Origin of the sequence: Streptomyces sp. NPDC037389 (assembly GCF_040636475.1) — a bacterium.
Taxonomy (GTDB): domain Bacteria; phylum Actinomycetota; class Actinomycetes; order Streptomycetales; family Streptomycetaceae; genus Streptomyces; species Streptomyces hesseae.
The window spans coordinates 304,772-330,342 of the sequence record NZ_JBEZUS010000001.1 but is presented as its reverse complement, the minus strand read 5'-3'; the positions used below and the strand labels follow the sequence as shown (position 1 = coordinate 330,342).

The 25,571-nt window shown below is 72.1% G+C and carries 25 protein-coding genes; 14 read left to right on the top strand and 11 right to left on the bottom strand.

What is annotated here, in order from left to right; genetic code table 11:
* Positions 1 to 806, bottom strand: an 806-nt coding sequence (locus AB0E98_RS01640; protein WP_361697414.1) for an AfsR/SARP family transcriptional regulator, incomplete at its 3' end; no start/stop codon positions are given.
* 137 nt (positions 807 to 943) lie between these two features.
* Here AB0E98_RS01640 and AB0E98_RS01635 point away from each other — a divergent pair.
* A complete protein-coding gene (locus AB0E98_RS01635; protein WP_361697412.1) occupies positions 944 to 1,753 on the top strand; it encodes a site-2 protease family protein in 810 nt (269 codons plus the stop codon).
* A 30-nt stretch (positions 1,754 to 1,783) separates the two neighbouring features.
* On the opposite strand, the gene AB0E98_RS01630 is transcribed toward AB0E98_RS01635, so the two are convergent.
* Positions 1,784 to 1,975: a hypothetical protein gene (locus AB0E98_RS01630; protein WP_361697410.1), complete on the bottom strand. Its 192-nt coding sequence runs from the start codon at positions 1,973 to 1,975 to the stop codon at positions 1,784 to 1,786.
* A 112-nt stretch (positions 1,976 to 2,087) separates the two neighbouring features.
* Positions 2,088 to 2,792, bottom strand: coding sequence for an NADPH-dependent F420 reductase (gene npdG / locus AB0E98_RS01625; protein WP_311613553.1), 705 nt, complete (start codon positions 2,790 to 2,792; stop codon positions 2,088 to 2,090).
* A gap of 133 nt (positions 2,793 to 2,925) precedes the next feature.
* Between npdG and AB0E98_RS01620 the strand changes: the two genes are divergently transcribed.
* Both AB0E98_RS01620 and AB0E98_RS01615 read left to right on the top strand, forming a co-directional pair.
* Positions 2,926 to 3,552 carry a hypothetical protein gene (locus AB0E98_RS01620; RefSeq protein ID WP_361697408.1) on the top strand — a complete coding sequence of 209 codons (627 nt, stop codon included), beginning with the start codon at positions 2,926 to 2,928 and terminating at the stop codon, positions 3,550 to 3,552.
* A gap of 113 nt (positions 3,553 to 3,665) precedes the next feature.
* A complete protein-coding gene (locus AB0E98_RS01615) occupies positions 3,666 to 4,967 on the top strand; it encodes an MFS transporter (RefSeq protein WP_361697406.1) in 1,302 nt (433 codons plus the stop codon).
* A gap of 85 nt (positions 4,968 to 5,052) precedes the next feature.
* On the opposite strand, the gene AB0E98_RS01610 is transcribed toward AB0E98_RS01615, so the two are convergent.
* Positions 5,053 to 5,268, bottom strand: coding sequence for a hypothetical protein (locus AB0E98_RS01610; RefSeq protein ID WP_361697404.1), 216 nt, complete (start codon positions 5,266 to 5,268; stop codon positions 5,053 to 5,055).
* A 45-nt stretch (positions 5,269 to 5,313) separates the two neighbouring features.
* Here AB0E98_RS01610 and map point away from each other — a divergent pair, with 45 nt between their 5' ends.
* Positions 5,314 to 6,171 carry a type I methionyl aminopeptidase gene (gene map / locus AB0E98_RS01605; protein WP_361697402.1) on the top strand — a complete coding sequence of 286 codons (858 nt, stop codon included), beginning with the start codon at positions 5,314 to 5,316 and terminating at the stop codon, positions 6,169 to 6,171.
* Between the two features lie 158 nt (positions 6,172 to 6,329).
* Positions 6,330 to 6,992, top strand: a complete 663-nt coding sequence (locus AB0E98_RS01600) for a biliverdin-producing heme oxygenase (protein WP_361697400.1) — start codon at positions 6,330 to 6,332, stop codon at positions 6,990 to 6,992.
* 85 nt (positions 6,993 to 7,077) lie between these two features.
* Here AB0E98_RS01600 and AB0E98_RS01595 read toward each other — a convergent pair whose 3' ends face one another.
* Both AB0E98_RS01595 and AB0E98_RS01590 read right to left on the bottom strand, forming a co-directional pair.
* The gene (locus AB0E98_RS01595) at positions 7,078 to 8,601 is read right to left on the bottom strand and encodes an HtaA domain-containing protein (protein WP_361697398.1); all 1,524 of its coding nucleotides are present in this window, start codon (positions 8,599 to 8,601) and stop codon (positions 7,078 to 7,080) included.
* Between the two features lie 105 nt (positions 8,602 to 8,706).
* On the bottom strand, positions 8,707 to 10,170 hold the full coding sequence (locus AB0E98_RS01590) for an HtaA domain-containing protein (RefSeq protein ID WP_361697396.1): 1,464 nt from the start codon (positions 10,168 to 10,170) through the stop codon (positions 8,707 to 8,709).
* A gap of 133 nt (positions 10,171 to 10,303) precedes the next feature.
* Between AB0E98_RS01590 and AB0E98_RS01585 the strand changes: the two genes are divergently transcribed.
* From AB0E98_RS01585 to AB0E98_RS01555, 7 genes are all read left to right on the top strand, one after another.
* On the top strand, positions 10,304 to 11,359 hold the full coding sequence (locus AB0E98_RS01585) for an ABC transporter substrate-binding protein (RefSeq protein ID WP_361698119.1): 1,056 nt from the start codon (positions 10,304 to 10,306) through the stop codon (positions 11,357 to 11,359).
* 1 nt (position 11,360) lies between these two features.
* Positions 11,361 to 12,434, top strand: coding sequence for an iron ABC transporter permease (locus AB0E98_RS01580; RefSeq protein WP_361697394.1), 1,074 nt, complete (start codon positions 11,361 to 11,363; stop codon positions 12,432 to 12,434).
* A gap of 116 nt (positions 12,435 to 12,550) precedes the next feature.
* Complete coding sequence (locus AB0E98_RS01575; protein ID WP_361698117.1) at positions 12,551 to 13,396, top strand: heme ABC transporter ATP-binding protein; 846 nt, start codon at positions 12,551 to 12,553, stop codon at positions 13,394 to 13,396.
* A gap of 127 nt (positions 13,397 to 13,523) precedes the next feature.
* A complete protein-coding gene (gene efeO, locus AB0E98_RS01570) occupies positions 13,524 to 14,657 on the top strand; it encodes an iron uptake system protein EfeO (protein ID WP_361697392.1) in 1,134 nt (377 codons plus the stop codon).
* Between the two features lie 14 nt (positions 14,658 to 14,671).
* Entirely contained in the window at positions 14,672 to 16,105 is a 1,434-nt protein-coding gene (efeB, locus tag AB0E98_RS01565) for an iron uptake transporter deferrochelatase/peroxidase subunit (protein WP_361697390.1), read from the top strand.
* A 31-nt stretch (positions 16,106 to 16,136) separates the two neighbouring features.
* Positions 16,137 to 17,123 (top strand): iron uptake transporter permease EfeU, encoded by a 987-nt coding sequence (gene efeU, locus AB0E98_RS01560; protein WP_361697387.1) that lies wholly within the window; start codon positions 16,137 to 16,139, stop codon positions 17,121 to 17,123.
* Positions 17,107 to 17,988, top strand: coding sequence for a hypothetical protein (locus tag AB0E98_RS01555; protein ID WP_361697385.1), 882 nt, complete (start codon positions 17,107 to 17,109; stop codon positions 17,986 to 17,988). Before efeU ends, AB0E98_RS01555 begins: the two co-directional genes overlap by 17 nt.
* 104 nt (positions 17,989 to 18,092) lie before the next feature.
* Here AB0E98_RS01555 and AB0E98_RS01550 read toward each other — a convergent pair whose 3' ends face one another.
* Positions 18,093 to 18,830: a bifunctional DNA primase/polymerase gene (locus AB0E98_RS01550; protein WP_361697383.1), complete on the bottom strand. Its 738-nt coding sequence runs from the start codon at positions 18,828 to 18,830 to the stop codon at positions 18,093 to 18,095.
* Positions 18,831 to 19,061: 231 nt separating this feature from the next.
* Between AB0E98_RS01550 and AB0E98_RS01545 the strand changes: the two genes are divergently transcribed.
* Both AB0E98_RS01545 and ddaH read left to right on the top strand, forming a co-directional pair.
* Positions 19,062 to 19,247 (top strand): DUF6243 family protein, encoded by a 186-nt coding sequence (locus AB0E98_RS01545; protein WP_361697381.1) that lies wholly within the window; start codon positions 19,062 to 19,064, stop codon positions 19,245 to 19,247.
* A gap of 79 nt (positions 19,248 to 19,326) precedes the next feature.
* Complete coding sequence (ddaH, locus tag AB0E98_RS01540; protein WP_361697379.1) at positions 19,327 to 20,184, top strand: dimethylargininase; 858 nt, start codon at positions 19,327 to 19,329, stop codon at positions 20,182 to 20,184.
* Between the two features lie 4 nt (positions 20,185 to 20,188).
* Here ddaH and AB0E98_RS01535 read toward each other — a convergent pair whose 3' ends face one another.
* The 4 genes from AB0E98_RS01535 to AB0E98_RS01520 form a co-directional block, all read right to left on the bottom strand.
* Complete coding sequence (locus tag AB0E98_RS01535; protein WP_361697377.1) at positions 20,189 to 20,752, bottom strand: Uma2 family endonuclease; 564 nt, start codon at positions 20,750 to 20,752, stop codon at positions 20,189 to 20,191.
* Positions 20,753 to 20,862: 110 nt separating this feature from the next.
* Positions 20,863 to 21,900, bottom strand: coding sequence for a small ribosomal subunit Rsm22 family protein (locus AB0E98_RS01530; protein WP_361697375.1), 1,038 nt, complete (start codon positions 21,898 to 21,900; stop codon positions 20,863 to 20,865).
* Between the two features lie 59 nt (positions 21,901 to 21,959).
* Positions 21,960 to 23,270 carry a multidrug effflux MFS transporter gene (locus tag AB0E98_RS01525; protein ID WP_361697373.1) on the bottom strand — a complete coding sequence of 437 codons (1,311 nt, stop codon included), beginning with the start codon at positions 23,268 to 23,270 and terminating at the stop codon, positions 21,960 to 21,962.
* 173 nt (positions 23,271 to 23,443) lie between these two features.
* Positions 23,444 to 25,408 carry a PIG-L family deacetylase gene (locus tag AB0E98_RS01520; RefSeq protein ID WP_361697371.1) on the bottom strand — a complete coding sequence of 655 codons (1,965 nt, stop codon included), beginning with the start codon at positions 25,406 to 25,408 and terminating at the stop codon, positions 23,444 to 23,446.
* Positions 25,409 to 25,571 lie beyond the last annotated feature (163 nt).

The window sequence follows — 25,571 nt, the reverse complement described above, 5'->3', positions numbered from 1 at the left end:
GGTCCCCCCCTCCCCCCCCGACCCGGTGCCCGGGGGGCAAGGCCCCCCGGGCCCCCCAGGGGGTGGGCCGAAGGCTCCGGCCCCGCCCCCGAGAGCAGCTCCGTGTGCAGCGCCCGCAGTTCCGCCCCCGGCTCCGTCCCCAGCCGCTCCCCGATCGTCCCCCTGATGTCCGCGTACGCGGCGAGCGCCTCCGCCGGCCGTCCCGCCGCGCGCAGCGCGCGCAGGCGGAGGGCGTGGAGGGGCTCGTCCAGGGGGTGCTCGGCGCACAGCTCGGCCAGGGCGGGCAGGGCCCCGGCCGCGTCGCCCAGCGCCACGGTCGCGGCGAGGCGGGCGCGGCGGGCGGCGAGGCGGCGGGCCTCGGGCCGGGCGGCGGCCGTGGCGGCGGCGCCGGGCAGGTCGGCGAGGACCGGGCCGCGCCAGAGGGCGAGGGCGTCGTCGAGGAGGACCGCCGCCTTCGCGGGGTCGCCGTCGGCGAGCGCCCGTTCCCCCTCGTCGGCGAGCCGCTCGAAGCGGTGGAGGTCGACGTCGTCGGGCTCGGCGCACAGCCGGTAGCCGTCGGGGGCGGAGGCCACCGCCTCCCGGCCGACGACCCGGCGCAGTCGTCCGACCAGCGCCTGGAGGGCGCCCGTCGCGTCGGCGGGCGGCTCGCCGTCCCAGACCGCGTCGATCAGCGTGGCCGCGCTCTGGGGGCGTCCGGGGCGCAGGGCCAGCGCTGCCAGGAGCGCGCGCAGCCGGGCGCCGCCGAGGGCCAGAGGCCGGCCGTCGTCGGAATGGGCCGAAGTGGTGCCGAGGATGCCATAACGCACCGGCCCATTGTCGCGTGTCCGGTACATGATCGAGCAGTCGGCCACTACGCGTTCCCCGGGGCCACCGAGTACGGTCACGCGGTACGTTCGTACGCCCGGACAATTCCCGCAGTCCAGAAGAGCTCAGGAGCACACGCATGGCAACGCAAGCGACCCGCGGCGAAGGGCGTGTGAGCCCTGTCTTCCTCGCCCTCGTCGCCATCATGGCGGTCTCCATATGGGCGGTGTGGACGGACTACTCGGCGTCGCCGGGCTTCGCGGTCTTCCTCTTCGTCGTCTCGGCGTGGATCGTCTCGCTGTGCCTCCACGAGTACGCGCACGCCCGCACCGCCCTCCATGGCGGTGACATCACGATCGGGGCGAAGGGCTACCTCACCCTCAACCCGCTCAAGTACACCCACGCCCTGCTGAGCATCGTGCTGCCGGTGGTCTTCGTGATCATGGGCGGGATCGGTCTGCCCGGCGGCGCCGTCTTCATCGAGCGCCACCGCATCCGCGGCCGCTGGAAGCACAGCCTGATCTCCGCCGCCGGCCCGCTGACGAACCTCGTCTTCGCGGCCGTGGTCTCCGCCCCGTTCTGGCTGGGCGCGCTGGACGGCGTGCCGGACAACTTCCGCTACGCCCTGGCGTTCCTGGCCCTGCTGGAGGTCACCGCCACGATCCTGAACCTCCTGCCGGTGCCGGGGCTGGACGGCTACGGGATCATCGAGCCCTGGCTGTCGCCGAAGGTGCGCCGTCAGGTGGAGCCGTTCGCGCCGTTCGGGCTGCTCGCGGTCTTCGGCTTCCTGTGGATCCCCGAGGTCAACCACGCGTTCTTCGACATGATCGACGCGGTTCTGCGGAGGGCGGGCATCACGGAGTGGGACACCTACTGGGGCCAGGAGCTGTTCCGCTTCTGGCAGGGGACGCCGGAGATCCCGCCGCTGAACGCGCTCGACCTGGGCTGATCGGCGACCTCGGCTGATCGCCGGGCGGTGTCAGCGCCCGGCGGCCGCCTCCGCGGCCTTGTCGTTCTTCGCCTTGCGCACGTAGTACCAGGCGATGTTGGACGAGACGCCCAGCATCAGGATCCACACGATGCCGAGCCAGCTGCCCCGGGCGAAGGAGACGGCGGCCGCCGCGGCCGAGAGGACGCAGACGGCGAGGGCGTAGAGGGCGAGGCGGGGCATGGGGGCGGCTCCTACTCCGGGTCCGGGGCGCATGTGCGTACGATCCCGGTCATTGTCCCCCATGCCCCGGAGGCGTCCTCCACGCCCCGGGGGCGACGGACGCCCGGAGGCGTCAGATGTCGGTGGCGCGCAGGCCCGCGTGCGCCTTGTAGCGGCGGTTGGCGGAGATCAGGTTGGCGACCAGCGACTCCACCTGGTGGGCGTTGCGCAGCCGGCCCGCGTAGACGCCGCGCATCCCGGGGATGCGGCCGGCGAGGGCCTGCACGATGTCGGTGTCGGCCCGCTTCTCGCCCAGCACCATCACATCGGTGTCGATCTCCGCGACCTCGGGGTCGGAGAGCAGCACGGCGGACAGGTGGTGGAAGGCGGCGGTCACCCGCGACTCCGGCAGCAGTGCGGCGGCCTGCTGGGCGGCGCTGCCCTCCTCCGGCTTGAGCGCGTAGGCGCCCTGCTTGTCGAAGCCGAGCGGGTTCACGCAGTCGACGACGAGCTTGCCCGCGAGGTCCTCGCGGAGCGCCTCAAGCGTCTTGCCGTGGCCCTCCCACGGCACCGCGACGATCACGATGTCGCTGCGCCGCGCGCACTCGGCGTTGTCGAGCCCCTCGATCCCCAGGCCCAGCTCCTCCGCCGCCGCCTGGGCGCGCTCGGCCGCGCGGGAGCCGATGATCACTCGCTGGCCGGCCTTGGCCAGCCGGTAGGCGAGGCCGCGGCCCTGGTCACCGGTGCCGCCGAGGACACCGACCACCAGGCCGGACACGTCGGGAAGGTCCCAAGGGTCCTTCGCGGGCACCTTCTTGGCGTCTTCAGAAGTAGTCATGACAGCGATACTGTCACGCCCGCGCCCCGCCGCCCGGACCGGTGCGGGCCCCTCGCACCACCCCCGCGCCCGAACGGGTGAGGCATTGCCCAACTCGGCGTTCCCCCACGACCGTTGGGGCAGGATGCGGCGCATGGACGCCGTACGGGTCGCGCTGCTGCGCGAGGCACTGGCCGGGACCGAGTGGCTGCGGGACACCCGCCGCTTCGCGGGGACGCTGCGCGGCTCGGCCGTGGCGCACGGCGGGGGGCTGCTGCTGGTCGGCACGGCCGGCTACGAGCCCTGGCACCTGGCCGCGCACCTGGACGACGAGGCCGCCTGGTCCGGTCTGACGGAGCTGTCCCCCACGCTCGTCCGGCACCGCCCGCCGCCCGGCGCGCCCGCGCACCTGTCTGTCGGGCTGGGCCGGCTGGAGGCGGCGGGGCGCGGGGAGACGCTGCTGGTGGTGGCGGAGGGGAGCGCCGGCGAGGGGCTGCTGGAGCGGGTGCACGACGCCCGGCGCGGCGGGGCGACGGTGCTGGCCCTGGACGGGACGCCCGACGGCGGCCCGGCGGCCGTGGCGCACACGGACCTGTGCGCGCTCGCCCATGAGTCGCTGGCCGTGCCGGACTCGGCGGGCCTGGACCTCGACACGGTGCAGCACCTGGTCAGCGCGGCCGCCGGGGAGAACGGGCCGATGCCGGGCGCGCGGGGGCGCCGCTTCCGCGACCGGCTGTCGCGGCTGGTGGACCAGTTGTCGGCGCCGCCCCACCGGTGGTGAGCGGGGCGCCCACGGACGGCGGCCGGTGAAAAAGGGTTTGCCCCGGGCCCGGGCGCGCCCGACCATGGTGCCCCGTGACCGAGCACCATCCCCCTCCTTCCTCAGACTCCTCCGTGGAGCCCCCTTCCGTCGGCCGGATACGCGCGCTCCTGCCCGACCTCTCCCCCTGGCACTCCTCCCGGGACTTCCGCCGCATGTGGCTGGCGGGCCTCGTCACGGTCTTCGGCAGCTTCCTGACCTTCATCGCGCTGCCGCTCCAGCTCAAGGAGCTCACCGGCTCCGCCCTCGCGGTCGGCGCGATCGGCGCGGTCGAGCTCGTACCGCTGATCGTCTTCGGCCTCTACGGCGGCGCACTCGCCGACGCCATGGACCGCCGGAAGCTGATCCTGTGGACGGAGGCGGGGCTCGCCGTCCTGAGCGTGATGCTGCTGCTCAACACGCTGCTTCCGCACCCCCTGATCTGGCCGCTGTATGTGGTGGCCGCCCTGGTCAGCGCGCTCACGGGACTCCAGCGGCCGGCGCTCCAGGCGATCGTCCCCCGGATCGTGGCCCACGACCAGCTGCCGGCCGCGATCGCGCTGAACTCGATGCGCTGGCAGCTCGGGGCCATCGCCGGCCCCTCCCTGGCGGGTGTCGTCATCGCCTTCGCGGGGCTGCCGCTGGCCTACACGCTGGACCTCGCCTCCTTCGTGATCTCCCTGGCCCTGACCGCCGGGCTCGCCCCCTCCCCCGCCTCGCACGACGCCGAGAAGCCGTCGCTGCGCGGCATCGCGGAGGGCGCGCGCTACGCGTGGGGCCGCAAGGAGCTGCTCGGTACGTACGCGGTGGACCTGGCGGCGATGTTCTTCGCGATGCCCACCGCGATCTTCCCGTTCCTGGCGGACGAGCTCCACGCCCCCTGGGCGCTGGGCCTGATGTACGCGGCGGGCGCGGTCGGCTCCCTCACGGTCAGCCTGACCAGCGGCTGGGTCTCCCGCGTCAACCGGCACGGCCGGATGGTGGTCCTCGCGGCGGTGGGCTGGGGAACGGCCATGGCCGTGGCGGGGTGGCTGCACAACATCTGGCTGGTGCTGTTCTTCCTGGCCGTCGCGGGCGGCTGCGACATGGTGAGCGGCCTGTTCCGCTCGGCGATCTGGGACCAGACCATCCCGGACGAGCTGCGCGGCCGCCTCGCGGGCATCGAGCTGCTGTCCTACTCCGTCGGCCCACAGCTCGGCCAGGTCCGCGCGGGCGGCATGGCCACGCTGACGGGCGTCCGCACGTCCGTCTGGGCGGGCGGCCTGGCGTGCGTGGCGGCGGTGGGCCTGCTGGCGGCGTCCCTGCCCAAGCTGATGGCCTACGACCAGCGGACGGACGAGCACGCGGTCCGGATGCGCCGCCGCAAGGCGGCGGAGGCGGTGACGGAGGCGGCCTGACCACGCCCGGCCCGGCCGGACTCCCGGCGGGGCCCCACCCGGCCGGACTCCCGGGCGGGGGGGGCGCCCCCGCCCGGCGAAACCGCTACGCGTCCTCGTCCTTCCAGCGCGGGTCCTCCCGCCACTCCTCGTTCCGCTCGCGCGCCGTCTCCATCGCGTGGGACGCCTCCTCCCGCGAGCCGTACGGGCCCAGCCGGTCCGCCGCCCGGCACTGCGGCCCCTCCTCGACCGTGGCGTGCTTGAGGCAGTAGTACCACTCGCCCGGCTTCCCGGCCGCCGCGCGCCGCTTGAACAGTGCCATCAGCTCTCCTCCAGCGTGTGTTCCATCGCAACTACACTCGCAGACATGTCTGGCCAGTCGCTTCTTGTCCCGGGGAGACTCTCCCCCACCCGCCCCGTTCCCGCCTCGATCCCGCGCCCCGAGTACGTGGGGAAGCCGGCGCCGACCCCGTACGACGGTCCCGAGGTCCAGGACGCCGAGACGATCGAGAAGATGCGGATCGCGGGCGGCATCGCCGCGCGGGCGATGGAGGAGGCGGCCAAGCACATCGCCCCCGGCGTCACCACCGACGAGCTGGACCGGGTCGCGCACGAGTACATGTGCGACCACGGCGCCTACCCCTCCACGCTCGGCTACCGCGGCTTCCCCAAGTCGCTGTGCGCGTCGATCAACGAGGTCGTCTGCCACGGCATCCCCGACTCGACCGTGCTGCGCGACGGCGACATCGTCAATCTCGACGTGACCGCGTACATCGACGGCGTGCACGGCGACAACAACGCCACCTACCTCTGCGGCGACGTGGACGAGGAGTCGCGTCTCCTCGTCGAGCGCACGCGCGAGGCGCTGAACCGGGCCGTCAAGGCCGTCAAGCCGGGCCGCCGGATCAACATCATCGGCCGTGTCATCGAGTCGTACGCCAAGCGCTTCGGCTACGGCGTCGTGCGTGACTTCACCGGGCACGGCATCAACTCGTCCTTCCACTCCGGCCTGATCGTCCCCCACTACGACAGCCCCCACCACGACACGCTCATCCAGCCGGGCATGACCTTCACGATCGAGCCGATGCTGACGCTGGGCACGTACGAGTACGACATGTGGGAGGACGGCTGGACGGTCGTCACCAAGGACCGCAAGCGGACGGCCCAGTTCGAGCACACGCTCGTCGTGACGGAATCGGGTGCGGAGATCCTCACCTTGCCGTAGCGTGGCACCAGGTTTTTACCGACAGCACGTCGGGAAGCAATTGACTTAGGTAAGCCTAAGTAGAGAGGATGGGCGGTGGCGGCGCGCGCTTCGGCGCACCCGTTACCGCCTGTTCTCCCCCCTCTTCTTCCCGTCCCCTCGGTCTCCGGAGGTCCGCCTTGGACGCCCCCGCCACGACTCCGTTCTCCACGCTCATCCGCACGGCCTCGCACGAGCAGCACACGGAGGCGGAGAACTCGTCGTTCATGAGCGACATGCTGGGCGGCCGCCTCGGGGTGGCCGCCTACCGCCGCTACACGGAGCAGCTCTGGTTCGTGTACCAGGCCCTGGAGTCCGCCTCCGGCGTCCTCACCGGCGACCCCGTGGTCGGGCCGTTCATACGTCCCGAGCTGCGCCGCTCCGCCGAGCTGGAGCGGGATCTGGCCCACCTGGGCGGCCCCGGATGGCGTACGGGCCTCACGCCCCTGCCCGCGACGGCGGCGTACGCGGCCCGGATCGAGGAGTGCGTCCGCGACTGGCCCGCCGGCTATGTCGCCCACCACTACACGCGTTACCTGGGCGACCTTTCCGGCGGCCAGATCATCCGCGGCACGGCCGAGAAGACGTGGGGCTTCGCCCGCAAGGGCGACGGCGTCCGCTTCTACGTCTTCGAGGGCATCTCCAACCCGGCCGCCTTCAAGCGCGAGTACCGCGAGCTGCTCGACGCCCTGCCGCTGGACGACCTGGAGAAGCAGCGCGTGGTCGACGAGTGCAAGCGCGCGTTCGACCTCAACACGGCGGTCTTCAGGGAGCTGGGCGAGGAATTCCCGCTGAGCGCGTAGGCCCTGCGGTGGCCCGCAGACGAAACCCGCGCCCCCGGTGACCGTAACCGGGGGCGCGGGCTGTTCATGGGATGAGTGAAGGGCGTCAGCCCTTCACGAGCGCCGACCGCCGCCGCGAGGCGTACACCGCCGCCCCGCCCGCCAGCGTCAGCGCCACCGCCCCGCCGATGAGCGGACCGGTGGGCGTGTCGGCGCCCGTAGCCGCCAGCGACGCCTCTTCGCCGGTCACGCCGCCCTTGGCGCCGCCACCGCCGGTAGACGTATCAGCTGCGGCGTTCCGACCGTCTGCGGCGGCGGGGAGCTTGGCGTTCTCGCCGACCGTGACGGCGAGGGTCACCGGGTCGAGCGCTGCGCCTTCCTTGTACATGGCGCGGCCCTGGTACGAGAAGACGCCCGCGCCCTCGGCGGTCAGGGTCGCCGGCACGGCGGACAGGGTGACGACCCCGTTCCGGGCCTTGAGGGCGTTCGCGTCGAGCTTCAGCTTCGCGAGCGTCACCGTGCCCTTGGAGGCCACGTCCGCGCTGAGCGTGGCGTCGCCGGAGCCGGACGCCTTGACCTTGAAGTTGCTGAACCGCAGGTCCAGCTGGCCCTCGTGGCCCGTGAAGCGGACCTCTCCCTTGAAGGCGACGTCCAGCGTGTTGGTGGCCGCGTCGTACGTGCCGCCGGCCTTGGTGAAGCGGTAGCCGTCGGCGAGCTTCACGGCGTCGCCGAAGACCTCGGCCTTGCCCTGGGCGAACCCGCCGGTGACGTAGTCGCGGAAGGACTTCTTCAGGCCCCAGTCGAGCCTGCCGTCGTTGACGGTGCCGGAGACGGGCTTGCCGTCACCCTGGGCGGCCTTGTCGTTCGTCTTGTCGTTCTTCGGCGCACTGGTGTCCTTCTTCGGCGCGCCGGTGTCCTTCTTCTCCTCGCCGCCCTCCGACGGCTTCGGCTTGGGCTTGGGCTTCGGGTCGGGCTTCGGCTGGGCATCCGTCACCGCCGTCGTCGTGAACGTCGCCTTGTCGAGCTCGGCGCCCTGCTTGTACATGGAACGGCCCTGGTAAGAGAAGACCTTCGCGCCCTCGGCGGTCAGCGTCGCGGGTATCCCGTCGAAGGTGACCTTGCCGCCCGCGCCCATGGTGCGCTTCGCCGCCGCCAGGTCCAGCGCGGCGATCGGCACGTCGTCCTGGGGCGTGCCGCCCTTCGTCGTGACGTCGGCGGTGATACGGCCGGTCTTGCCGCCGGCGTCGCCCGCCAGCTTCAGGTCGGCGAAGGTGATGTCCAGTTCGCCGTCGTGGCCGGTGAAGCGCACGCCGCCCTTGAAGGTGCTGCCGACCGCGTGCGTGGACATGTCGTATGTGCCCTTGCCGTCGGTGAAGGCGAAGGAGCCGTCGGCGGCCCGCCGCGCCCCGTCGGTGACGCTGATGGCGCCATTGGCGAAGCCGCCCTCGACGTAGTCGCGGAAGGACTTCTTCAGGCCCCAGCCCAGCGTGCCGTCCTTCAGCGTCATCGGCGGCGGCCCGCCCGCGGCGTGGGCGGCCGGGGCGATCAGGGCGGTGGTGCCCAGGGCCGCGGCGGCCGTGGCGACGGCGGCCGCGAGGGCGAGGGGGCGTCGGCGTGCGGCGACGGTCATGGTCTGTTGTCTCCTCGGTCGGGGGTGCTGATGGATTTCAGGGGAGGGAGGGGGGCCGCACCGGCCGCTCGGTGAGGGGGGAGGCGGCGGCCGGTGCGGAGTCGGTCAGTCCAGGGAGGACGTGGAGGACGTGGAAGCCGCAGGCTTCCGTCGGCGGGTCATCAGGAAGGTGGCGACCGCCGCCGCCACGACCACGGCAGCGGTCACCGCGACCGGCACCACGGGGAAGGAAGCGGAACCGGACGACGAGGAAGCCGAGGAAGCGGCGGACTTCGTCCGCGGCTCCGCCGGGGACGGGGCGGCACTCGGCCCGCTGCCGAGGTCCGGCAGCGGCGGCAGCGCGGCCTTGGCGTCCAGCGGCACGGCCAGGGAGACCGGGTCCATGTCCGTGCCCTCCTGGTACATCCCGCCGAAGGCCTTCGCTCCCTCGGCCGTGAGCTTCGCCGGGGCCTCGGCGACGGCGGCGAGGCCGTCCTTCTCCTTGAGCCCGGAGGCGTCGAAGGTGACGAGCGGTACGCCCCCGGCGGCCGTACGGCCGTCGCCGGTCACGTCCGCCGACAGGGTGCCCCGGCCCTCCTTCACCGCGACCTTGACCCCGCCGAGGGTGAGGTCGAGGTGCTTTCCGGTGAAGCGGAGGGTTCCGGCGAACGCGGCGTCGAGGGAACCGGCACCGGCGTCGTACGTGCCCTTGCCGCGCGGGAAGCGGAACAGCGCGCCGCCGTCCTGGGCGCCGTCGGCGAGCTTCCAGGAGCCCTGGGCGATGGACCCGGTGACGTACTCGCGGAACGTGCGCCGCACGCCCCAGTCGACTGCCGCCTCCGTGAACCCGCCCTTGGGCGCCCGCTTCTCCTCCGACGCTGTCGACGGTTCCGTGGACGGTTCCGTGGACGGGCTCGCGCCCGGCGACGCCTGGGCGGCGGCCGCCAGGATGTCGGCGGAGAGGGTGACGGGGTCGAGTGCCGTGCCCTGGGTGTAGTAGCCGGCGAAGGCCTTGGCGCCCTGCGCGGTGAGGGTGGCCGGGACGTCGGTGAGGCCGACGTGCGTCCCGCCGCCGCGCAGGTCGACGCCGGAGAGGTCGAGGGCGGCGAGGGGCACCTGGGCGGCGGTCGTGACCTCGCCCGTGCCCCTGGCCTTGCTCGTCATGTCGGCGTAGAGGGTGCCAGCGCCGCCCGCGAGGCGGACGGTGGGGCGGGTGACGGTCAGGTCGAGCTCGTGGGAGCCGTCCGGCTTGCGGTGCCCGGTGAAGTGCACGCCACCGGAGAAGGCCGCCTCCAAGGCGCCGCTTTCGGGTGTGTAGGAGCCCTTGGCGGAGTGGAAGCGGAACCGGCTGCCGCCGATCGTCGCCGCCCCGCCCCGGAGCTCCCAGCTTCCCTGCGCGATCGGCCCGGTGACATAGCTCTGGAAGGAGGACTTGATCCCCCAGTCGAGCCGGCCGCCGGACACCTCCCGCGTTCCGGATGACCCGGGCCCGTCCGCCGCGTGGGCGGCCGGGACGAGCGCGGTCGCGGCCGCCAGCAATGCCGCGAGGAGCGCGACGACGGGCGCGCGGGCAGGTCTGGACGGCAGCATCGGGGAACCCCTCTCGAACAATGGCGAATAAGGTAAGGCTAACCTAAGCTACAGCTCAGCGGGTGGACAGCCCACCCGGAGGGATCCGCACCGGAAAGGCGGGAACGTGTTTCAACGGCATTCGGTAGGAGCCCTGTTGCGCGTCCCACGCCTCCTCGGCGCCCTCGCGGGCCTGCTCGCCATGGCCGCCGTCCTCACCGGCTGCGGCACGGCGGACGGGGATTCCGGAAAGCCCTCGGGCGCCTCCGGGACCGCCGGGCGGCAGCGGTCGACGCCCGACCGCGTCGAACCGCTCACGCCGGCGCCCAGGCCCGGACTGCCCGTCACCGTGCGCTCCGCCGACGGCCGGGACGTCACCGTGAGCGGCGCCGACCGGATCGTTCCGCTTTCCGGCTCGCTCTCCGAGATCGTCTTCAGCCTCGGCCTCGGCGACCGGGTCGTGGCCCGCGACATCACCGCCACGTTCGAACAGGCCCGTGAACTGCCCGTCGTGACGCGCGCGCACGACGTCTCGGCGGAGAGCGTGCTCTCCCTGCGGCCCACGCTCGTCCTCGCCGAGACCACCACCGGCCCGGCGGAGGCCATCGGCCAGATCCGCGCGGCGGGCATCCCCCTCGTCGTCCTCGACCCGGCGAAGAGACTCGGCGACGTCGGCACCCGGATCGACAAGGTGGCGGCCGCGCTCGGCGTCCCCGCCGCGGGCACAGAGCTCCGCGAACGCACGGAGAGCCGTATCGAGGCGGCGAAGCGGAACATCCCCAAGAGCCCTGGCTCCGACTCCAACACCGGCACCGGCACCGGGAAGAAGCCGCGCGTCGCCTTCCTCTACCTGCGCGGCTCGGCCTCCGTCTACCTCCTCGGCGGCGCGGGCTCGGGAGCGGACTCGCTCATCGAGGCGGCGGGCGGCGTCGACGCGGGCGTCGACTCGGGCCTGAAGAAGGACTTCACACCCATCACCAGCGAGGCCCTCGCCAAGGCCGCGCCCGATGTGATCCTCGTGATGAGCAAGGGCCTGGACTCCGTCGGCGGCGTGGACGGGCTGCTCAAGATCCCGGGCGTCGGCGAGACCCCGGCCGGGCTCGATCGCCGCATCGCCTCCGTCGACGACGGCGTCCTGCTGAACTTCGGCCCGCGCACCGACACCGTTCTCAAGTCCCTCGTCGAGCAGATCCACAAGGGCGGCGCGTGACATGACGACCGCCGTCAAGGAAACCGTGCCGCGGGCGGTGCCTCGCGCGCGTACGACACCCGTACTGCTGGGCGGTGCGATGGCCGTCGCCCTCGCCGTCCTCTGCCTCCTCTCCGCCGGGCTCGGCGCGTACGACATCCCCGTCGGCGACGTACTGGGCTCGCTCCTGCACCGTGCCGGACTCGGTGGCACGGCCCTCGACCGCGTGGCCGAGAGCGTGCTGTGGAACGTCCGGCTGCCACGCGTGGCACTGGCGCTGCTCGTCGGGGCGGCGCTGGGGTGCGCGGGGGCGCTGACGCAGGGCGTGTTCGGCAATCCGCTCGCCGAGCCCGGCGTCATCGGCATCTCGTCCGGCGCGGCCGTGGGCGCGGTCGCCTCCATCTCGCTGGGCCTGACCCTCTTCGGCACCTGGACGGTGACGGTCTGCGCGTTCGTGGGCGGGCTGGTGACGGTGGTGCTGGTGTACGCGCTGTCGCGTTCTGGCGGACGGACGGAGGTGGTGACGCTCATCCTCACCGGCATCGCGGTGAACGCGTTCGCGGGCGCGCTCATCGGCCTGTGCGTCTTCTTCGCGGACAACGCGCAGATCACCCAGATCACCTTCTGGCAGCTGGGCTCCCTCGCCCAGGCGACCTGGCCCAAGGTGCTCGCCGTCCTGCCGTGCGCCCTGGCCGGGCTGGCGGTCGCGCCCTGGTACGCCCGGAAGCTGGACCTGCTGGCGCTGGGCGAACGCCCGGCGCGGCACCTGGGCGTGGACGTCGAACGGCTGCGGATGGTGCTGGTGCTGGTGGTCGCGCTGCTGACGGCGGCGGCGGTGGCCGTCGCGGGCATCATCACGTTCGTCGGGCTGCTGGTGCCGCATCTGCTGCGCATGGCGGCGGGCCCGGGGCACCGCTTCCTCGTGCCCGGCAGCGCGCTGGGCGGCGCCCTCGTCCTGGTCGCCGCGGACCTCGCGGCCCGCACGGCCGCCCAGCCGGCGGAACTGCCCCTGGGCGTCCTGACGGCCTTGTTCGGCAGCCCGTTCTTCTTCTGGCTGCTACGGAAAACGCGGCGGAAGCAGGGAGGTTGGGCATGACGGAATCAGCCAGTCCGGCGTTTGAGGACCGCGGGTCCGGGGGCGGAGCCCCTGGCTGGGGGCACCTCCCAGCGGTAGCTGGGGGAGGGAAGGGGCGGGGCTGGGGAAGGACCCTCCTGCGGCCGCGGCGCCACACGCTCCCCGCCCCCGCCCCCGCCCCCGCCCCCGCCGGAACCGTACGGGCCGAGGCCCGTGCCCTCCGGGTGCGGCTCGGCGACCGTACCGTCCTGTCCGAGGTCGATCTGCGCGTCGCCGCCGGCGAGGTCGTCGCCCTCGTCGGCCCGAACGGCGCCGGGAAGTCCACGCTGCTCGCCGCGCTCGCCCACGACCTGCCCGCCGAGTCCGGCGAGGTGCGGATCGACGGCCGTCCGGCAGGCGATTGGAGCGCCGGTGAACTCGCCCTGCGCCGGGCGGTGCTGCCGCAGTCGGCCCAGCTCTCGTTCCCGTTCGCGGTCGAGGAGGTCGTACGGATGGGCCGGGCCCCCTGGGCCGGTACGCCCGCCGAGGACGAGGACGATCCGGCCGTACGGTCGGCGATGGCCGCCGCCGAGGTGGCCGGATTCGCCTCCCGGCCGTTCGCGGAACTGTCGGGCGGCGAACGGGCCCGGGTCGCCCTGGCCCGGGTGCTCGCGCAGCGCACCCCGCTGCTGCTGCTCGACGAGCCGACGGCCGCGCTGGACCTGCGCCACCAGGAACTGGTGCTGAGGGTGTGCCGGGAGCGCGCCGCCGCCGGGGACGCGGTCGTGGTCGTCCTCCACGACCTCGGCCTCGCGGGCGCCTACGCGGACCGCGTGGCCGTGCTCCACGAGGGCCGGATCGCGGCGGACGGCCCGCCGGGCCGGGTCTACGCGCCCGAATTGCTGAGCCGTGTCTATTCTCAGCCGGTCGAAGTAATTGATCATCCGCGCACGGGAGAACCTTTGGTGCTGCCGAGACGAGATGGCCGAAATTTTGCCTCGTGAGAGCAGAATCACGCACCCGGTGGGGAACAGGGTAGGCAAGCCTCAGATAAGTTAGGGCGGCCTTATTCGGCCATGCACTTTCGGCCATGTCCGAAATCCGCCCTCTCCGAGCAAGCCTGGAGCCCACATGCGAGCCCTTCGCTCCTCCGCCGTCACCGCCATCGCGGCGGTCGCGGCTCTGACCGCCGTGTCCGGCTGTGCCGAGAAGTCCGACGGGAAGAGCGCGGACGGAGCCGTCAACGTGACGGCCTCCGACGACAAGTGCGAGGTTTCCAAGACCTCGTTCCCGGCCGGGCACGTCAAGATCAATGTGGAGAACAAGGGCTCCAAGATCACCGAAGTTTATGTCTACGCCCCCGATGACCGGATTGTCACCGAGCGCGAGAACATAGGCCCGGGCACCAAGGCGGAGATCACCGCGACGATCAAGGCGGGTTCGTACGAAATCGCCTGCAAGCCCGGCATGAAGGGCGACGGCATCCGCCAGAAGATCACCGTCACCGGTGACGGCGCGGCGAAGAAGAGCGACCCGGCGCTGGACAAGGCGGTCGCCGAGTACCGCAAGTACGTGCAGCAGCAGGCCGACGAGACCATCCCGGTCGCGCAGAAGTTCGTGGACGCCGTCAAGAAGGGCGACCTGGACGAGGCGAAGAAGAGCTACGCCCCCTCCCGCACCGGCTGGGAGCGCACCGAGCCGGTCGCCGAGTCCTTCGGCGACATCGACCCGAAGGTCGACGTCCGCGAGGACGGCCTGGAGAAGGACCAGAAGTGGACCGGCTGGCACAAGCTGGAGAAGTCGCTCTGGGACGCCAAAGCCATCACGGACGAGGACAAGACCCTCGCCGACCAGCTGATGAAGGACCTCGAGGACTGGCGCAAGCGCGTCGGCACCGCCGAGATCACGCCGACCAGCATGGCCAACGGCGCCAAGGAGCTCCTCGACGAGGTCTACCGGAACAAGATCACCGGTGAGGAGGAGCGCTACAGCCACACCGACCTGGTCGACTTCGAGGGCAACGTCGACGGTGCCGAGAAGGCGTACGAGCTGCTGAAGCCGGTCGCCGCCAAGAACGACGCCGAGCTCGTCAAGACCCTGGACGCGCAGTTCGCCGCCGTGAAGAAGGCGCTCGGCGACTACCGCGACGGTGACGGCTTCAAGTCGTACGACACCGTGGGCAAGGACGACCGCAAGAAGCTCTCGGACGCGGTGAACGCGCTGTCCGAGCCGCTGTCCAAGCTCGCCGCCGCGGTCGCGAAGTAAGCGGGGGAACGACGATGACGGATTCCTCGAAGCCGAAGACTCCCGAGGCCACGTCCGAAGCCACGGAGGCCACCGGGACCACCGAGGCCACCGAGGCCACCCAGGCCACCCAGGCCTCGGAGACCAACGAGACTGCCGAGGCGAAGGCCGACGCGAAGGCCGAGGCCAACGCCGGCGCCGACACCGACGCGAAGGCCGGCGGGGCCACCCGCCCCGCCCCCTCGCGCCGCGCCCTGCTCGGCTGGGGCGGCGCGGGCCTCGCGCTCGGCGCCGCCGCGGCCGGCGGCACGGCCGCCGCGCTGCGCGTCGGCTCCGACGCCTCCCCCAGCGCGTCCACCGGTGACGCGGTGCCGTTCGACGGCGCCCACCAGGCCGGTATCTCCACGCCCGTCCAGGACCGGCTGCACTTCGCCTCCTTCGACGTGACGACGACCGACCGGGCCGCGCTGATCAAGCTGCTCCAGGAGTGGACGGCCGCCGCACGGGCGATGACCGCCGGGCACGAGGTCGGCACGGGCGCGATCAGCGCGAACGAGGAGCTGCCGCCGGACGACACCGGCGAGGCCCTCGGCCTCAAGCCGTCGCGGCTGACCCTGACCTTCGGAATCGGCCCCGGCCTGTTCGAGAAGGACGGCAAGGACCGCTTCGGGCTGAAGGACCGCCGGCCCAAGGCCCTGATCGACCTGCCGGTCTTCCCCAAGGACAACCTCGACCCCGCGCGCAGCGGCGGCGACCTGTGCGTCCAGGCCTGCGCCGACGACCCGCAGGTCGCGGTGCACGCGATCCGCAACCTCGCCCGCATCGGCATGGGCCGGGTGGCGATCCGCTGGTCGCAGCTGGGCTTCGGCAAGACGTCCTCGACCACGCCCGACGCGCAGACGCCCCGCAACATGATGGGCTTCAAGGACGGCACCCGGAACATCGCGGGCGACGACACCGCCCGTCTCGACAAGCACGTGTGGGTGGGCCAGAAGGACGGCCCCGACTGGATGGTCGGCGGCTCCTACCTCGTCGCGCGCCGCATCCGGATGCACATCGAGACCTGGGACCGGACCTCGCTCACCGAGCAGGAGGACGTCTTCGGCCGCGACAAGTCCGAGGGCGCGGCCGTGGGCAAGCAGCGCGAGCACGACGAGCCGCTGCTGAAGGCGATGAAGCCCGACGCGCACGTGCGCCTCGCGCACCCGGACTCCAACAACGGAGTGACGATCCTGCGCCGCGGCTACTCCTTCACGGACGGCACGGACGGACTGGGCCGGCTCGACGCCGGGCTCTTCTTCATCGCGTACCAGCGCGACGTCCGCGACGGCTTCGTGCCGCTCCAGACGAACCTCTCGCGCAGCGACGCGCTGAACGAGTACATCCAGCACGTGGGGTCGGCGGTCTTCGCCGTCCCGCCGGGCGTCCGGGACAAGGGCGACTGGTGGGGCAAGGCTCTCTTCGCCTGACCACCGGTCCCTTTCTGAGAGGAGATGCCGGGTGTTCGGCAACTACCTGATCGGCCTGCGCGAGGGCCTGGAGGCCAGCCTGGTCGTCTGCATCCTCGTCGCCTACCTGGTCAAGACCGGCCGCAGGGACGCCCTGCGGCCGGTGTGGACCGGCATCGCGGCGGCGGTGCTGCTGAGCATGGGCTTCGGCGCCGTGCTCCAGTTCGGCTCGCAGACGATGACGTTCAAGGCCCAGGAGGCGCTCGGCGGCTCCCTGTCGGTCATCGCCGTCGGCCTGGTGACCTGGATGGTCTTCTGGATGCGGCGCACCGCGCGGCACCTGAAGAAGGAGCTGCACGGCAAGCTCGACGCGGCGCTCGCGATGGGCACGGGCGCGCTGGTCGTCACAGCGTTCCTGGCCGTCGGCCGGGAGGGCCTGGAGACGGCGCTGTTCATCTGGACGGCCGTGCAGGCGACCAACGACGGTGTGCGGCCGCTGATCGGCGCGCTGCTGGGGCTGCTGACGGCCGTGGTGCTGGGCTGGCTGTTCTACCGGGGCGCGCTGAAGATCAACCTGGCGAAGTTCTTCACCTGGACCGGCGCCATGCTGATCGTGGTCGCGGCGGGCGTCCTCGCCTACGGCTTCCACGACCTCCAGGAGGCCGACATCCTGCCGGGCCTGGGGGACAGGGCCTTCGACATCAGCGAGCAGATCCCGGTCGACAGCTGGTACGGCACGCTGCTGAAGGGCGTCTTCAACTTCCAGCCCGACCCGACGTGGCTTCAGGTGGGGGTGTGGGCGCTGTACCTCGTCCCGACCCTGCTGGTGTTCTTCGCTCCGGGGCGGACGGGTAGGGTTGCGCCGTCCCGAGCAGTCACTGAGGAGTCGAAGCGCGATGAGACGCCGGTCGCCACGTCGGGTGTTCCCGCGTCGGGCAGCGATTCTGACGGCGGTGCCGGTGCTGCTGACGGCGGCGACCGGGTGCGTGACGGTGCACGGGGAACGGGCGGTCATCCCGGCGGTGAGCGGGAAGGCTGAGGCCGAGAAGGTCCTCCGCCGTTTCACCGACGGCTACAACGACGCGTACCGCAAGCTCGACCCGGCCCTCGTGGACCGGGTCGAGACCGGTGCGCCGGCCGAGATAGCCCGGGCCGACCTGGCCGCGCAGCGCGCGGTGACGCCGGGCGGCAACCCGGGCTATCCGCCGCTCGTCCTTAACGACGCGCGGTTCACGATCCCGAAGATGGCGGGCTGGCCGAAGTTCTTCGTCGCCGACACCCACAGCAACCGTGACCAGCACCGCTGGCTGCTGGTCTTCACCCGCGCCGACGCGGGGCGGCCGTGGAAGGCCGCGTATCTCTCGCTGCTGAACCCGGGGAGCGTCCCGGAGTTCGAGCTGGACAAGGACGGCTACGCGCGGGCGGTGCCGGCCAAGGCCGAGCCCGGGGACGAGAAGGCCACGGCCCCCCTCCCCGTACGGCCGGAAGCGCTCAGCACCGCGTACGCCGACTTCCTGCGCACGGGCGCGGGCACCGTCTTCGCCCCCGGCACCTCCACCACGCAGATCCGCGCGGAACGCGCGAAGCTCGCCCGGACGCCCACGTTCTGGACCGAGTACATAGACACCCCGGAGAAGGCCCCGGGCTTCCCGGCACCGGCCCTGCGCACCAAGGACGGCGGCGCGCTCGCCTTCTTCACGGCACACCACCGGGAGCGCCGCACCGCGGTCGCGGGCGTCCGCCCGGAGGTCACCGACCCCCGCACGAAGTCGCTCCTGAAGGGCGACCTCAAGCAGGCGGTGACCTACACCCGGGTCTCGGAGTCAGCGGTCCAGATCCCCCGCACGGGCCCGGTGGTCTTCCTCAACAGAATCGAATCACTGACGGGGGCGAAGGGGGAGTAGCCGGTTTGCGGGCAATCGTTCCGCAAGGCTGGGGGCACCTCCCAGCGGTAGCTGGGGGAGGGTGGGCACAAACCGCCCACCGGCCTCAGCGCCGCAAGCGCCCCTCAGCGCCCGATCGGCCAAGGATGAGCGGGCTCATGATCGCCCCGCCGCTCCCCCGCGTACGCCGCACACGCATCCGTAAGCGCCTCCAACAACGAAAGCGGGTCCGGCAAAGGCCGCTCGGCCCCGAACCCCGCGACCCAGTCCACCCGCTCCTCCCCCGGCAGCACGGACGGCGGCAGCAGCACATAGCTGCCCCGGCAGTGCCACCGCAGCCCCGGGTGCTCGTCCATCGTCTCGGGGTGGCAGTCCAGCTCGCAGGGCCACCACTCGTCCTCGTCGTCGGGTGTGCCGCGGGTGGCGGTGAAGAAGAGCATGCGGTCGGGGGCGACGGTGGCGACAGGGCCGACTTCCACTCCGGCGGCCGTCAGCCGGTCCAGCGCCTGCCGGCCTGCCTCGGCGGGGACGTCGAGGACGTCGTGGGCGATGCCGGTGGCGGTGACGAAGTTGGCCTCCGGCTGGCCGCGCAGCCATTTGGCGACCTTGTCGGCGTCGGTCGAGGCGAGGGTCTGCCAGGCGAAGGAGACGGGGTGCCGGCCGGGGGTGGGACACCCGATGCGTTCACAGGAACAGCCGTAGCCGGAGGGGTGCGCGGCGGGCGCCAGGGGGAACCCCGCGGCGGCCGCGGCCAGGAGCAGTTCCTCGCGGGCGGCTCCGGTGGCCACCCCCGTGCCCGTATCGCCGCCCGCTCCGCTCCTGGGGCGGCGCAGCCATTGGGAGAATCTGCTCTTGCGTTCCATCTATCCCCTCACTTCGACCGCGGTCTTCGGTCAATGCTGCCACCATCCTGCTCCTGGTGTGACCGCCGGACCCATCCGGGGGGTGTGAGACCGGCCGCGTCGGGGCCCGTTGGGGGAGGACGTGCCCATGCCCGGGACCCCTCCCATCCCATTGACAAGACGAACCGTCTCGTTCAGAGTGGGGGATGTCGCGAGACGGAACGTCTCGCCGAAAAGGAAAGGGAACCCACCATGACTCGAGGCGGATCACGCGGCATGCTCGGCGTCGGCGGCACCCGCAGCAACCTCTCCCGCGCCTCCCTGCGCGGCGCGGGCGGAGGCGGCCGGGGGGCGAACGGCGGCACCGACCCGAACGCGCAGAAGCGCGAGCTGCTGCGCGCCCTCAAGGCACAGCGGAACGGCGACACCAGTAGGTGAACGGGCGGCTTGTAAACCACCCGTACGGTTCATGCGCCAAGCCCTCACAGCGTGGACCATTTGGGCACGCACGATCCACGTGCGTGCCCAACACCACCGTGAGGAGCGCGACTTGCGTACATCCCCGCGTGCATCCACTCCGCGCCGCTATCTGATGTGCCCGCCCACGTACTACCGGGTCACATATTCGATCAACCCCTGGATGGACCCGGGCAAGCCGGTCGACCTACAGCTCGCCCTCGCGCAATGGGAGGAGCTCGGCGACCGCTACCGCGCCCTCGGTCACACCGTCGAGGTGCTCGCCCCTCGCACCGATCTGCCCGACATGGTCTTCGCCGCCAACGGCGCCACCGTCGTCGACGGGCGCGTCCTCGGCGCCCGCTTCGCCCACCCCGAGCGCTGGGCCGAGGCGGCGGTGCACCGGGAGTGGTTCCGCGCCCACGGCTACGAGGCGGTGCGCGAGCCGGAGCACATCAACGAGGGCGAGGGCGACTTCGCCGTCACGGCCACCTGGCTCCTCGCGGGACGCGGCTTCCGCAGCAGTCCCCTCTCACACCCGGAGGCACAGGAGTTCTTCGGCCGCCCGGTGATCGGGCTCGACCTGGTCGACCCGCGCTACTACCACCTGGACACGGCCCTGTGCGTCCTCGACGACTCCACCGACGCGGAGGTCATGTACTACCCGGGCGCCTTCTCCCCGGGCAGCCGGGCGGTCCTGGAGCGACTCTTCCCCGACGCGCTGATCGCGACCGAGGAGGACGCCGCGGCGCTGGGCCTCAACGCGGTGAGCGACGGGAAGCACGTCCTGCTCCCCCAGGCGGCGGTCGGCCTCTTCGAGCCCCTGCGGGAGAGGGGCTACGAGCCGATCGGCATGGACCTCGGTGAGCTCCTCAAGGGCGGCGGCAGCGTGAAGTGCTGCACGCAGGAGCTGCGATAGGGGCTTACGAGGCGTACGTACGGAACTCGGAGGTGTCGACCGTCCACTCGCCGACGGAGATCTTGTCGCCGAAGACGTAGTCGTGGCGCGTGCGGTAACAAGGCCGCCCATCGGGACCGGGGCCGGGATCGGACATCACGGCTCCTGTCCCCTTGCGGGGGTCGACCAGGAGGTACAGGGGGATGCCCATGGCCGGGTACTCCTCCATCTTCTCCGTGTAGTCGTTGCTGTGATTGGTCGGTGAGACGATCTCGGCGGCCAGGGAGAGGTCGCGCGGGTTGAACGGCTCGTTCTCCTCGCCGAACACCTCGTCCGACACGACGATCAGATCCGGGCGCCGGAGCTTGCCCATCGACGGGTCCTCGATGTCACCACCCGGGAAGGACACCAGCCCCTCAAGCAGCTGCCGGTCCAGCTGGCGACCGAGGCGCATCACGTTGAAGTCGTGGAACCTGGACGGCGACGTCATCATGTAGATCCCGTCGCCGGTGATCTCAAAGCCCTTGATGGGATCAGGAGCGTGCTTCATCAGCTCCTCGGCGATGGCGCGCATCCGGGCGTAGTCCATGGCCTGGCTCCTGCTGAGGGCGGGCTGCTGCGTACGCCTTCATCGTCCCACGCGCCTACGACAACGGCCGGGCCCCGCGGCTGCGCGCGGGGCCCGGCCGTCGGCCCGGTCTAATCCTCTTCAGCAGGCGGCGGCCACTCGTCGCCCCAGTCCGCGTCGCGGGCGGCACGGTAGAGGGGTCCGTGGCGCTTGGTGACCGTTTCACGGGTCAGGCCGTCCTCGGGCGTGCACAGCTCCAGCAGGACCTGGCCCTTGCGGATCTGCGGCCTGCGGACGATACGGGCGGAGGCGGCTGAAATCTCAACGTCCCGCACCGCCGCCACATACGAGAACTTCTCGTCCTCGTACGACAGCGAGCCCCCCTTCACCTGCCGGTGGAGCGACGAACGGCTCACCCGCGCCGAGAAGTGGCACCAGTCCGTCCCCCGCTCGATGGGGCAGGCCGCGCTGTGCGGACAGGGCGCCACGACGCGGAAGCCCGCCTCGATCAGCCGGTCCCGCGCCTCGATGATCCGCAGATAGCCCTCGGGCGTCCCGGGCTCGACGATCACGACGGCCCGCGCCGCACGCGCGGCCGCGTCGGTGACCGCGTGCCGGTCGCCCTCGGTGAGCTCGCCCAGCACGTACGAGACCGTGACCAGGTCCGTGCCCTCGGGCAGCTCGAGGCCGGCGTCGATGGCCCGGCGCTGCCAGCGAGCGCCGCTCAGCGGCGGCTCGGACCGTACCGTTCCGGCCAGCTCGGCGCCCAGGGCGAGCGCGGGCTCGGCCCAGTCCAGGACGGTGGTCGTCCGCTCCCCGCCCGGCCAGGCCGCGGCGACGGCCCAGGTCGCGGCGCCCGTGCCACCGCCGACGTCGACGTGCGTGGCGGGGTGGAGGTCCGGCAGCCGGTCGCGGAAGGCCTCCAGCGCGGAGCGTACGGCCTCGAAGGTCGCGGGCATCCGGTACGCGGCGTAGGCCGCCACGTCGGAGCGGTCGCGCAGGACGGGGGTGTGCGTGGGGGTGCGCCCCCGGTAGTTGGCGATCAGCCGCTCGACGGCCTGGGCCGCCTGCTTGGGCGGCAGGCCGTCGAGGAGTCCGGCGAGGGCGGTGCGCAGGGTCTCGCCGGTGACCGGGGCCTCGCCGGTCGGCGCGTGTGCGGGGGCGTGCATTTCGCGAAGTCTATGCGGTGCCGAAACACCATGCGCGAACGCTATGCGGTGCCCGAACGCTATGCGGTGCCGAACGCGTCGGCCTCCCGTCGCCGCCAGGGCCGGCACAGCCCCACGAAGCAGACCACGGCGGCGAGCGCGCAGCCGAGCTGGACGAGGGCCATCGGCACGGCCGTGTGCTCGCCCGCGATGCCGACGAGCGGCGAGGCGATCGCGCCCAGCAGGAAGGTGGAGGTGCCCAGCAGCGCGGACGCCGACCCGGCGGCGTCGCGGGAGCGCATCAGAGCCTGGGCGTTGGTGTTGGGCATGGCGAGGCCCATGGCGGACATCAGGACGAAGAGCCCGCCGGAGACCGGGACCAGCCCCGCCTTCCCCAGAACGCCGGAGGTCATCAGCAGCAGGGCCGCCGACGCGAGGGTGATCACGGCGAGGCCGACGGCGAGCGCCTTGTCGAGGCTGACCCGCCCGACGAGCACCTTGCCGTTGATCTGGCCGGCGACGACGAGCCCGATGGAGTTCAGGCCGAAGAGCAGGCTGAAGGTCTGCGGGGAGGCGCCGTAGATGTCCTGGACGACGAAGGGCGAGGCGGAGATGTAGGCGAAGAGCGCGGCGAACGCGAAGCCGCCCGACAGCATGTATCCGGTGAAGACCCGGTCGGCGAGCAGCCCGCGCATCGTGCGCAGCGCCTGGCCGAGGCCGCCGTCCTGGCGGCGGGCGGGCGGCAGGGTCTCGCCGAGCCACCGCCACACGACGACGGTGAGGGCGACGCCGATGACGGTCAGCACGACGAAGACCCCGCGCCAGTCCGTCAGCCGCAGCACCTGCCCGCCGATGAGCGGGGCGACGACAGGGGCGACACCGGAGATCAGCATGAGGGTGGAGAAGAACCGGGCCATGGCCACGCCCTCGTACATGTCGCGGACGACGGCCCGGGCGATGACGATCCCGGCCGCCCCGGCGAGCCCCTGCGCCAGCCGGAAGCCGATCAGCAGCTCCACCGTGGGGGCGACGGCGCAGGCGGCGGTGGCGAGGACGTAGACGACCATGCCCACGAGGAGCGGGCGCCTACGGCCCCAGCGGTCGCTCATCGGCCCGACGATCAGTTGGCCGAGCGCCATGCCCATGAGGCAGGCGGTGAGGGTGAGCTGGATGGTGGCCGCCGGGGAGCTCATGGCGGAGGTGACCTCGGGCAGGGCCGGGAGGTACATGTCCATGGAGAGAGGCGGCAGCGCGGTGAGGCCGCCGAGCACGAGGGTGACGACGAGCCCGGCACGGCGTGCACGCGCCTCGGGCTGCGCGGCGGCACTTGTGTGACCGGTTGTGCCCTCTATGCCCTCGTCAACGGCCTGGGAGCGGCCGGAGTCCGTCATCGTCGTCTCTCCATGGAAGGTCGCAATTCTTGTAGTTTCAAATTACTTCCATGGTGTCATGGCCACAGCTGCAAGTCGCCCCTTACGGGGGTGATGTGCGCTACGGAGCACGCGGCCCTCCCCACGACGTCGTCGTGGGGAGGGCCGCGTCATGACCGGGCCGAGGCCCGGGATCAGTGCTGTCGCCAGCGGTTCGCCCGCCGTGCCGTGAACGGGGCACCGGCGTCGAACGTGAGAGTGCGCAGGCGCGCCTGTGCGTCGAGCACCGCGACGACGACGCGCCCGGCGCCGTCCACGGCGACGGACGGGGCACGCACGAAGGGGCCGCCGCCGAGCGGCGTCCATTCACTGCTGAGCGCGCTGCCGTCCAGCGGCTGCCGGCTGATGCTCAGGGTTCCGTTGTCGGTGCGCTGGACGAGGACCAGGTCGCCACCCGGCAGTACGGCGTGGGCCACCGGCCCGTACCCGGGCGCGTTGTCGAGCAGGTGCGGCTGCGGGTCCCAGGACCCGCTGGCCTCCCGCTGCCGGTGGGCCAGCAGCCAGCCCGTGCCCGGCTGCCGGGAGAGCATCAGCATGCGGCCGTCCGTCTGCTCGAGGAGGGAGACCGAGCCGGACGGGCGGGGCAGCAGGGTGCCGTAGTCGCGCTCGAACGCGCCCTTCGGCTCGTCCTGGTACCAGCGCAGCATGCCCTCCTTGGTGGTCGCGTAGAACTCGACCGTGCCGCGCTTGAGGAGGATGCCCGCAGGGTTGTCGAGGAGTCCGCCGTGCAGGTCCTCCCAGGGCCCCCAGCCCTCGTCGGTGGTCGTACGAGCGCTCAGTCCGCCGCCGAAGTTACGGAAAGCGACCTTGATGCGGCCGGAGCCCGTGACCGTCGCGACGGGCATGCCGAGGCCGCGGCGCCTGGCGGCGGCCGTGGCGGCCCTGCCATAGGGGTTGCCGACGTTGGTCCAGGTTCCGAAGGAGCCGTCCTCGGCGCTCTCCGCCAGGTACATGACGTCGCGCTGCTGCTCCTCGGGCCCCGCGCCGACACGGGATCGCATCGCTATGACGTGGATGCGGCCCTGGCCGTCGCGTATGACGTCCAGGCGTGGCAGGCAGTGGCCGTCGTTGTCCGCGGGCCATTGCCCCAGCGCCTTGGGCTTGGACCAGGCGCCCGACCGGTCCTGCGTCCACATCGCGGGCCTGCCCCCGAGCACGGTGAAGGCCGTCAGGCGGCCGTCGGCACGGCGCTGGAGCCATGTGGTGGTCGGCTGCCAGCGGTGGGTGGTGCTCTGCCCGTAGGAGCGGTTGTAGGCGCGGTTGCCCAGCGGCCGGTCACCGCACTCTCCCGGTGCCTTCTGGCACTCGTGGCCGTCCTCACCACCGTAGACGGCCAGGTAATGGAACTTCTCGGCCGCCGAAGCGGCGCTGAGGTTGTCGGGCCGCAGCTTGTTGCAGTAGCCCATGTAGCTCTCGACGGCCGGCTTGCGCGCGGGGCCGGTCCGCTCGTACCGGCGCAGTGCGGCGAGCGCGAAGAACGCCGCCGCGGTGTGGTCGGTGTTGTCGCAGTAGGAGATCGAGCCGGTCTCCGCCTCGTAGCTGACGCGGTCCGGATCGGGGTTCATGACGCGGACGACGGCCGGTTCATAACGTTGCAGAAGGTCGACCAGGGTGTCGATGACACCGTCGCGGGTGAGCGGGCGGCCGTCGCTCTCCGCCGGAATGGGGCTGCCGGCGGGCCGCAGTGTGGCGAGCTCCTCGATGTTGCGCGCCCACAGGTGCAGCACCTTCTGGTCCGGCATCGCGACACAGGTGCGCAGGTTGAGGAAGATGAGGGTGACGCGGCCTTCGCCGAAGGTGTTGATCTCCGCGGTGACCCCTTCGCGCACCTCCAGGGTGTCGCGCGTCCACTCGGCCCGGCGGCTGCCGGTGACCAGGGCGGCATAGGCGGCCCGGATTCCGTGCTGGCGGGCAGCCGTGTACCCGGGGTAGTCGGGTTCGGCGGTCTTGCGAGCCGGGTCGCTGAAGGAGAGGTTGATGCCGTCCGCCTCGCCGGTGGTCAGATAGACGCTGACCACCGGGATGCCCGCCCGTACGGACTGCAGCAGGTCCGGCGTCATGAAGTAGAGGTCGTCGTCGGTGTGCGCACATATCTGCATGTGCGGCGCCCAGTCAGAGTGGAACACGCCCCGCGCGGGCACGCCGGAGTCCTGGTTTCGGCGCTTGAACAGACGCATGGAGAGAAGAGGTCCTTTCGAGTACTTCGCGGTGGGGGCGGCGCGTTCTGTGGGGGGCGGCGCGTATTACTGCTTTTGCTCGGCT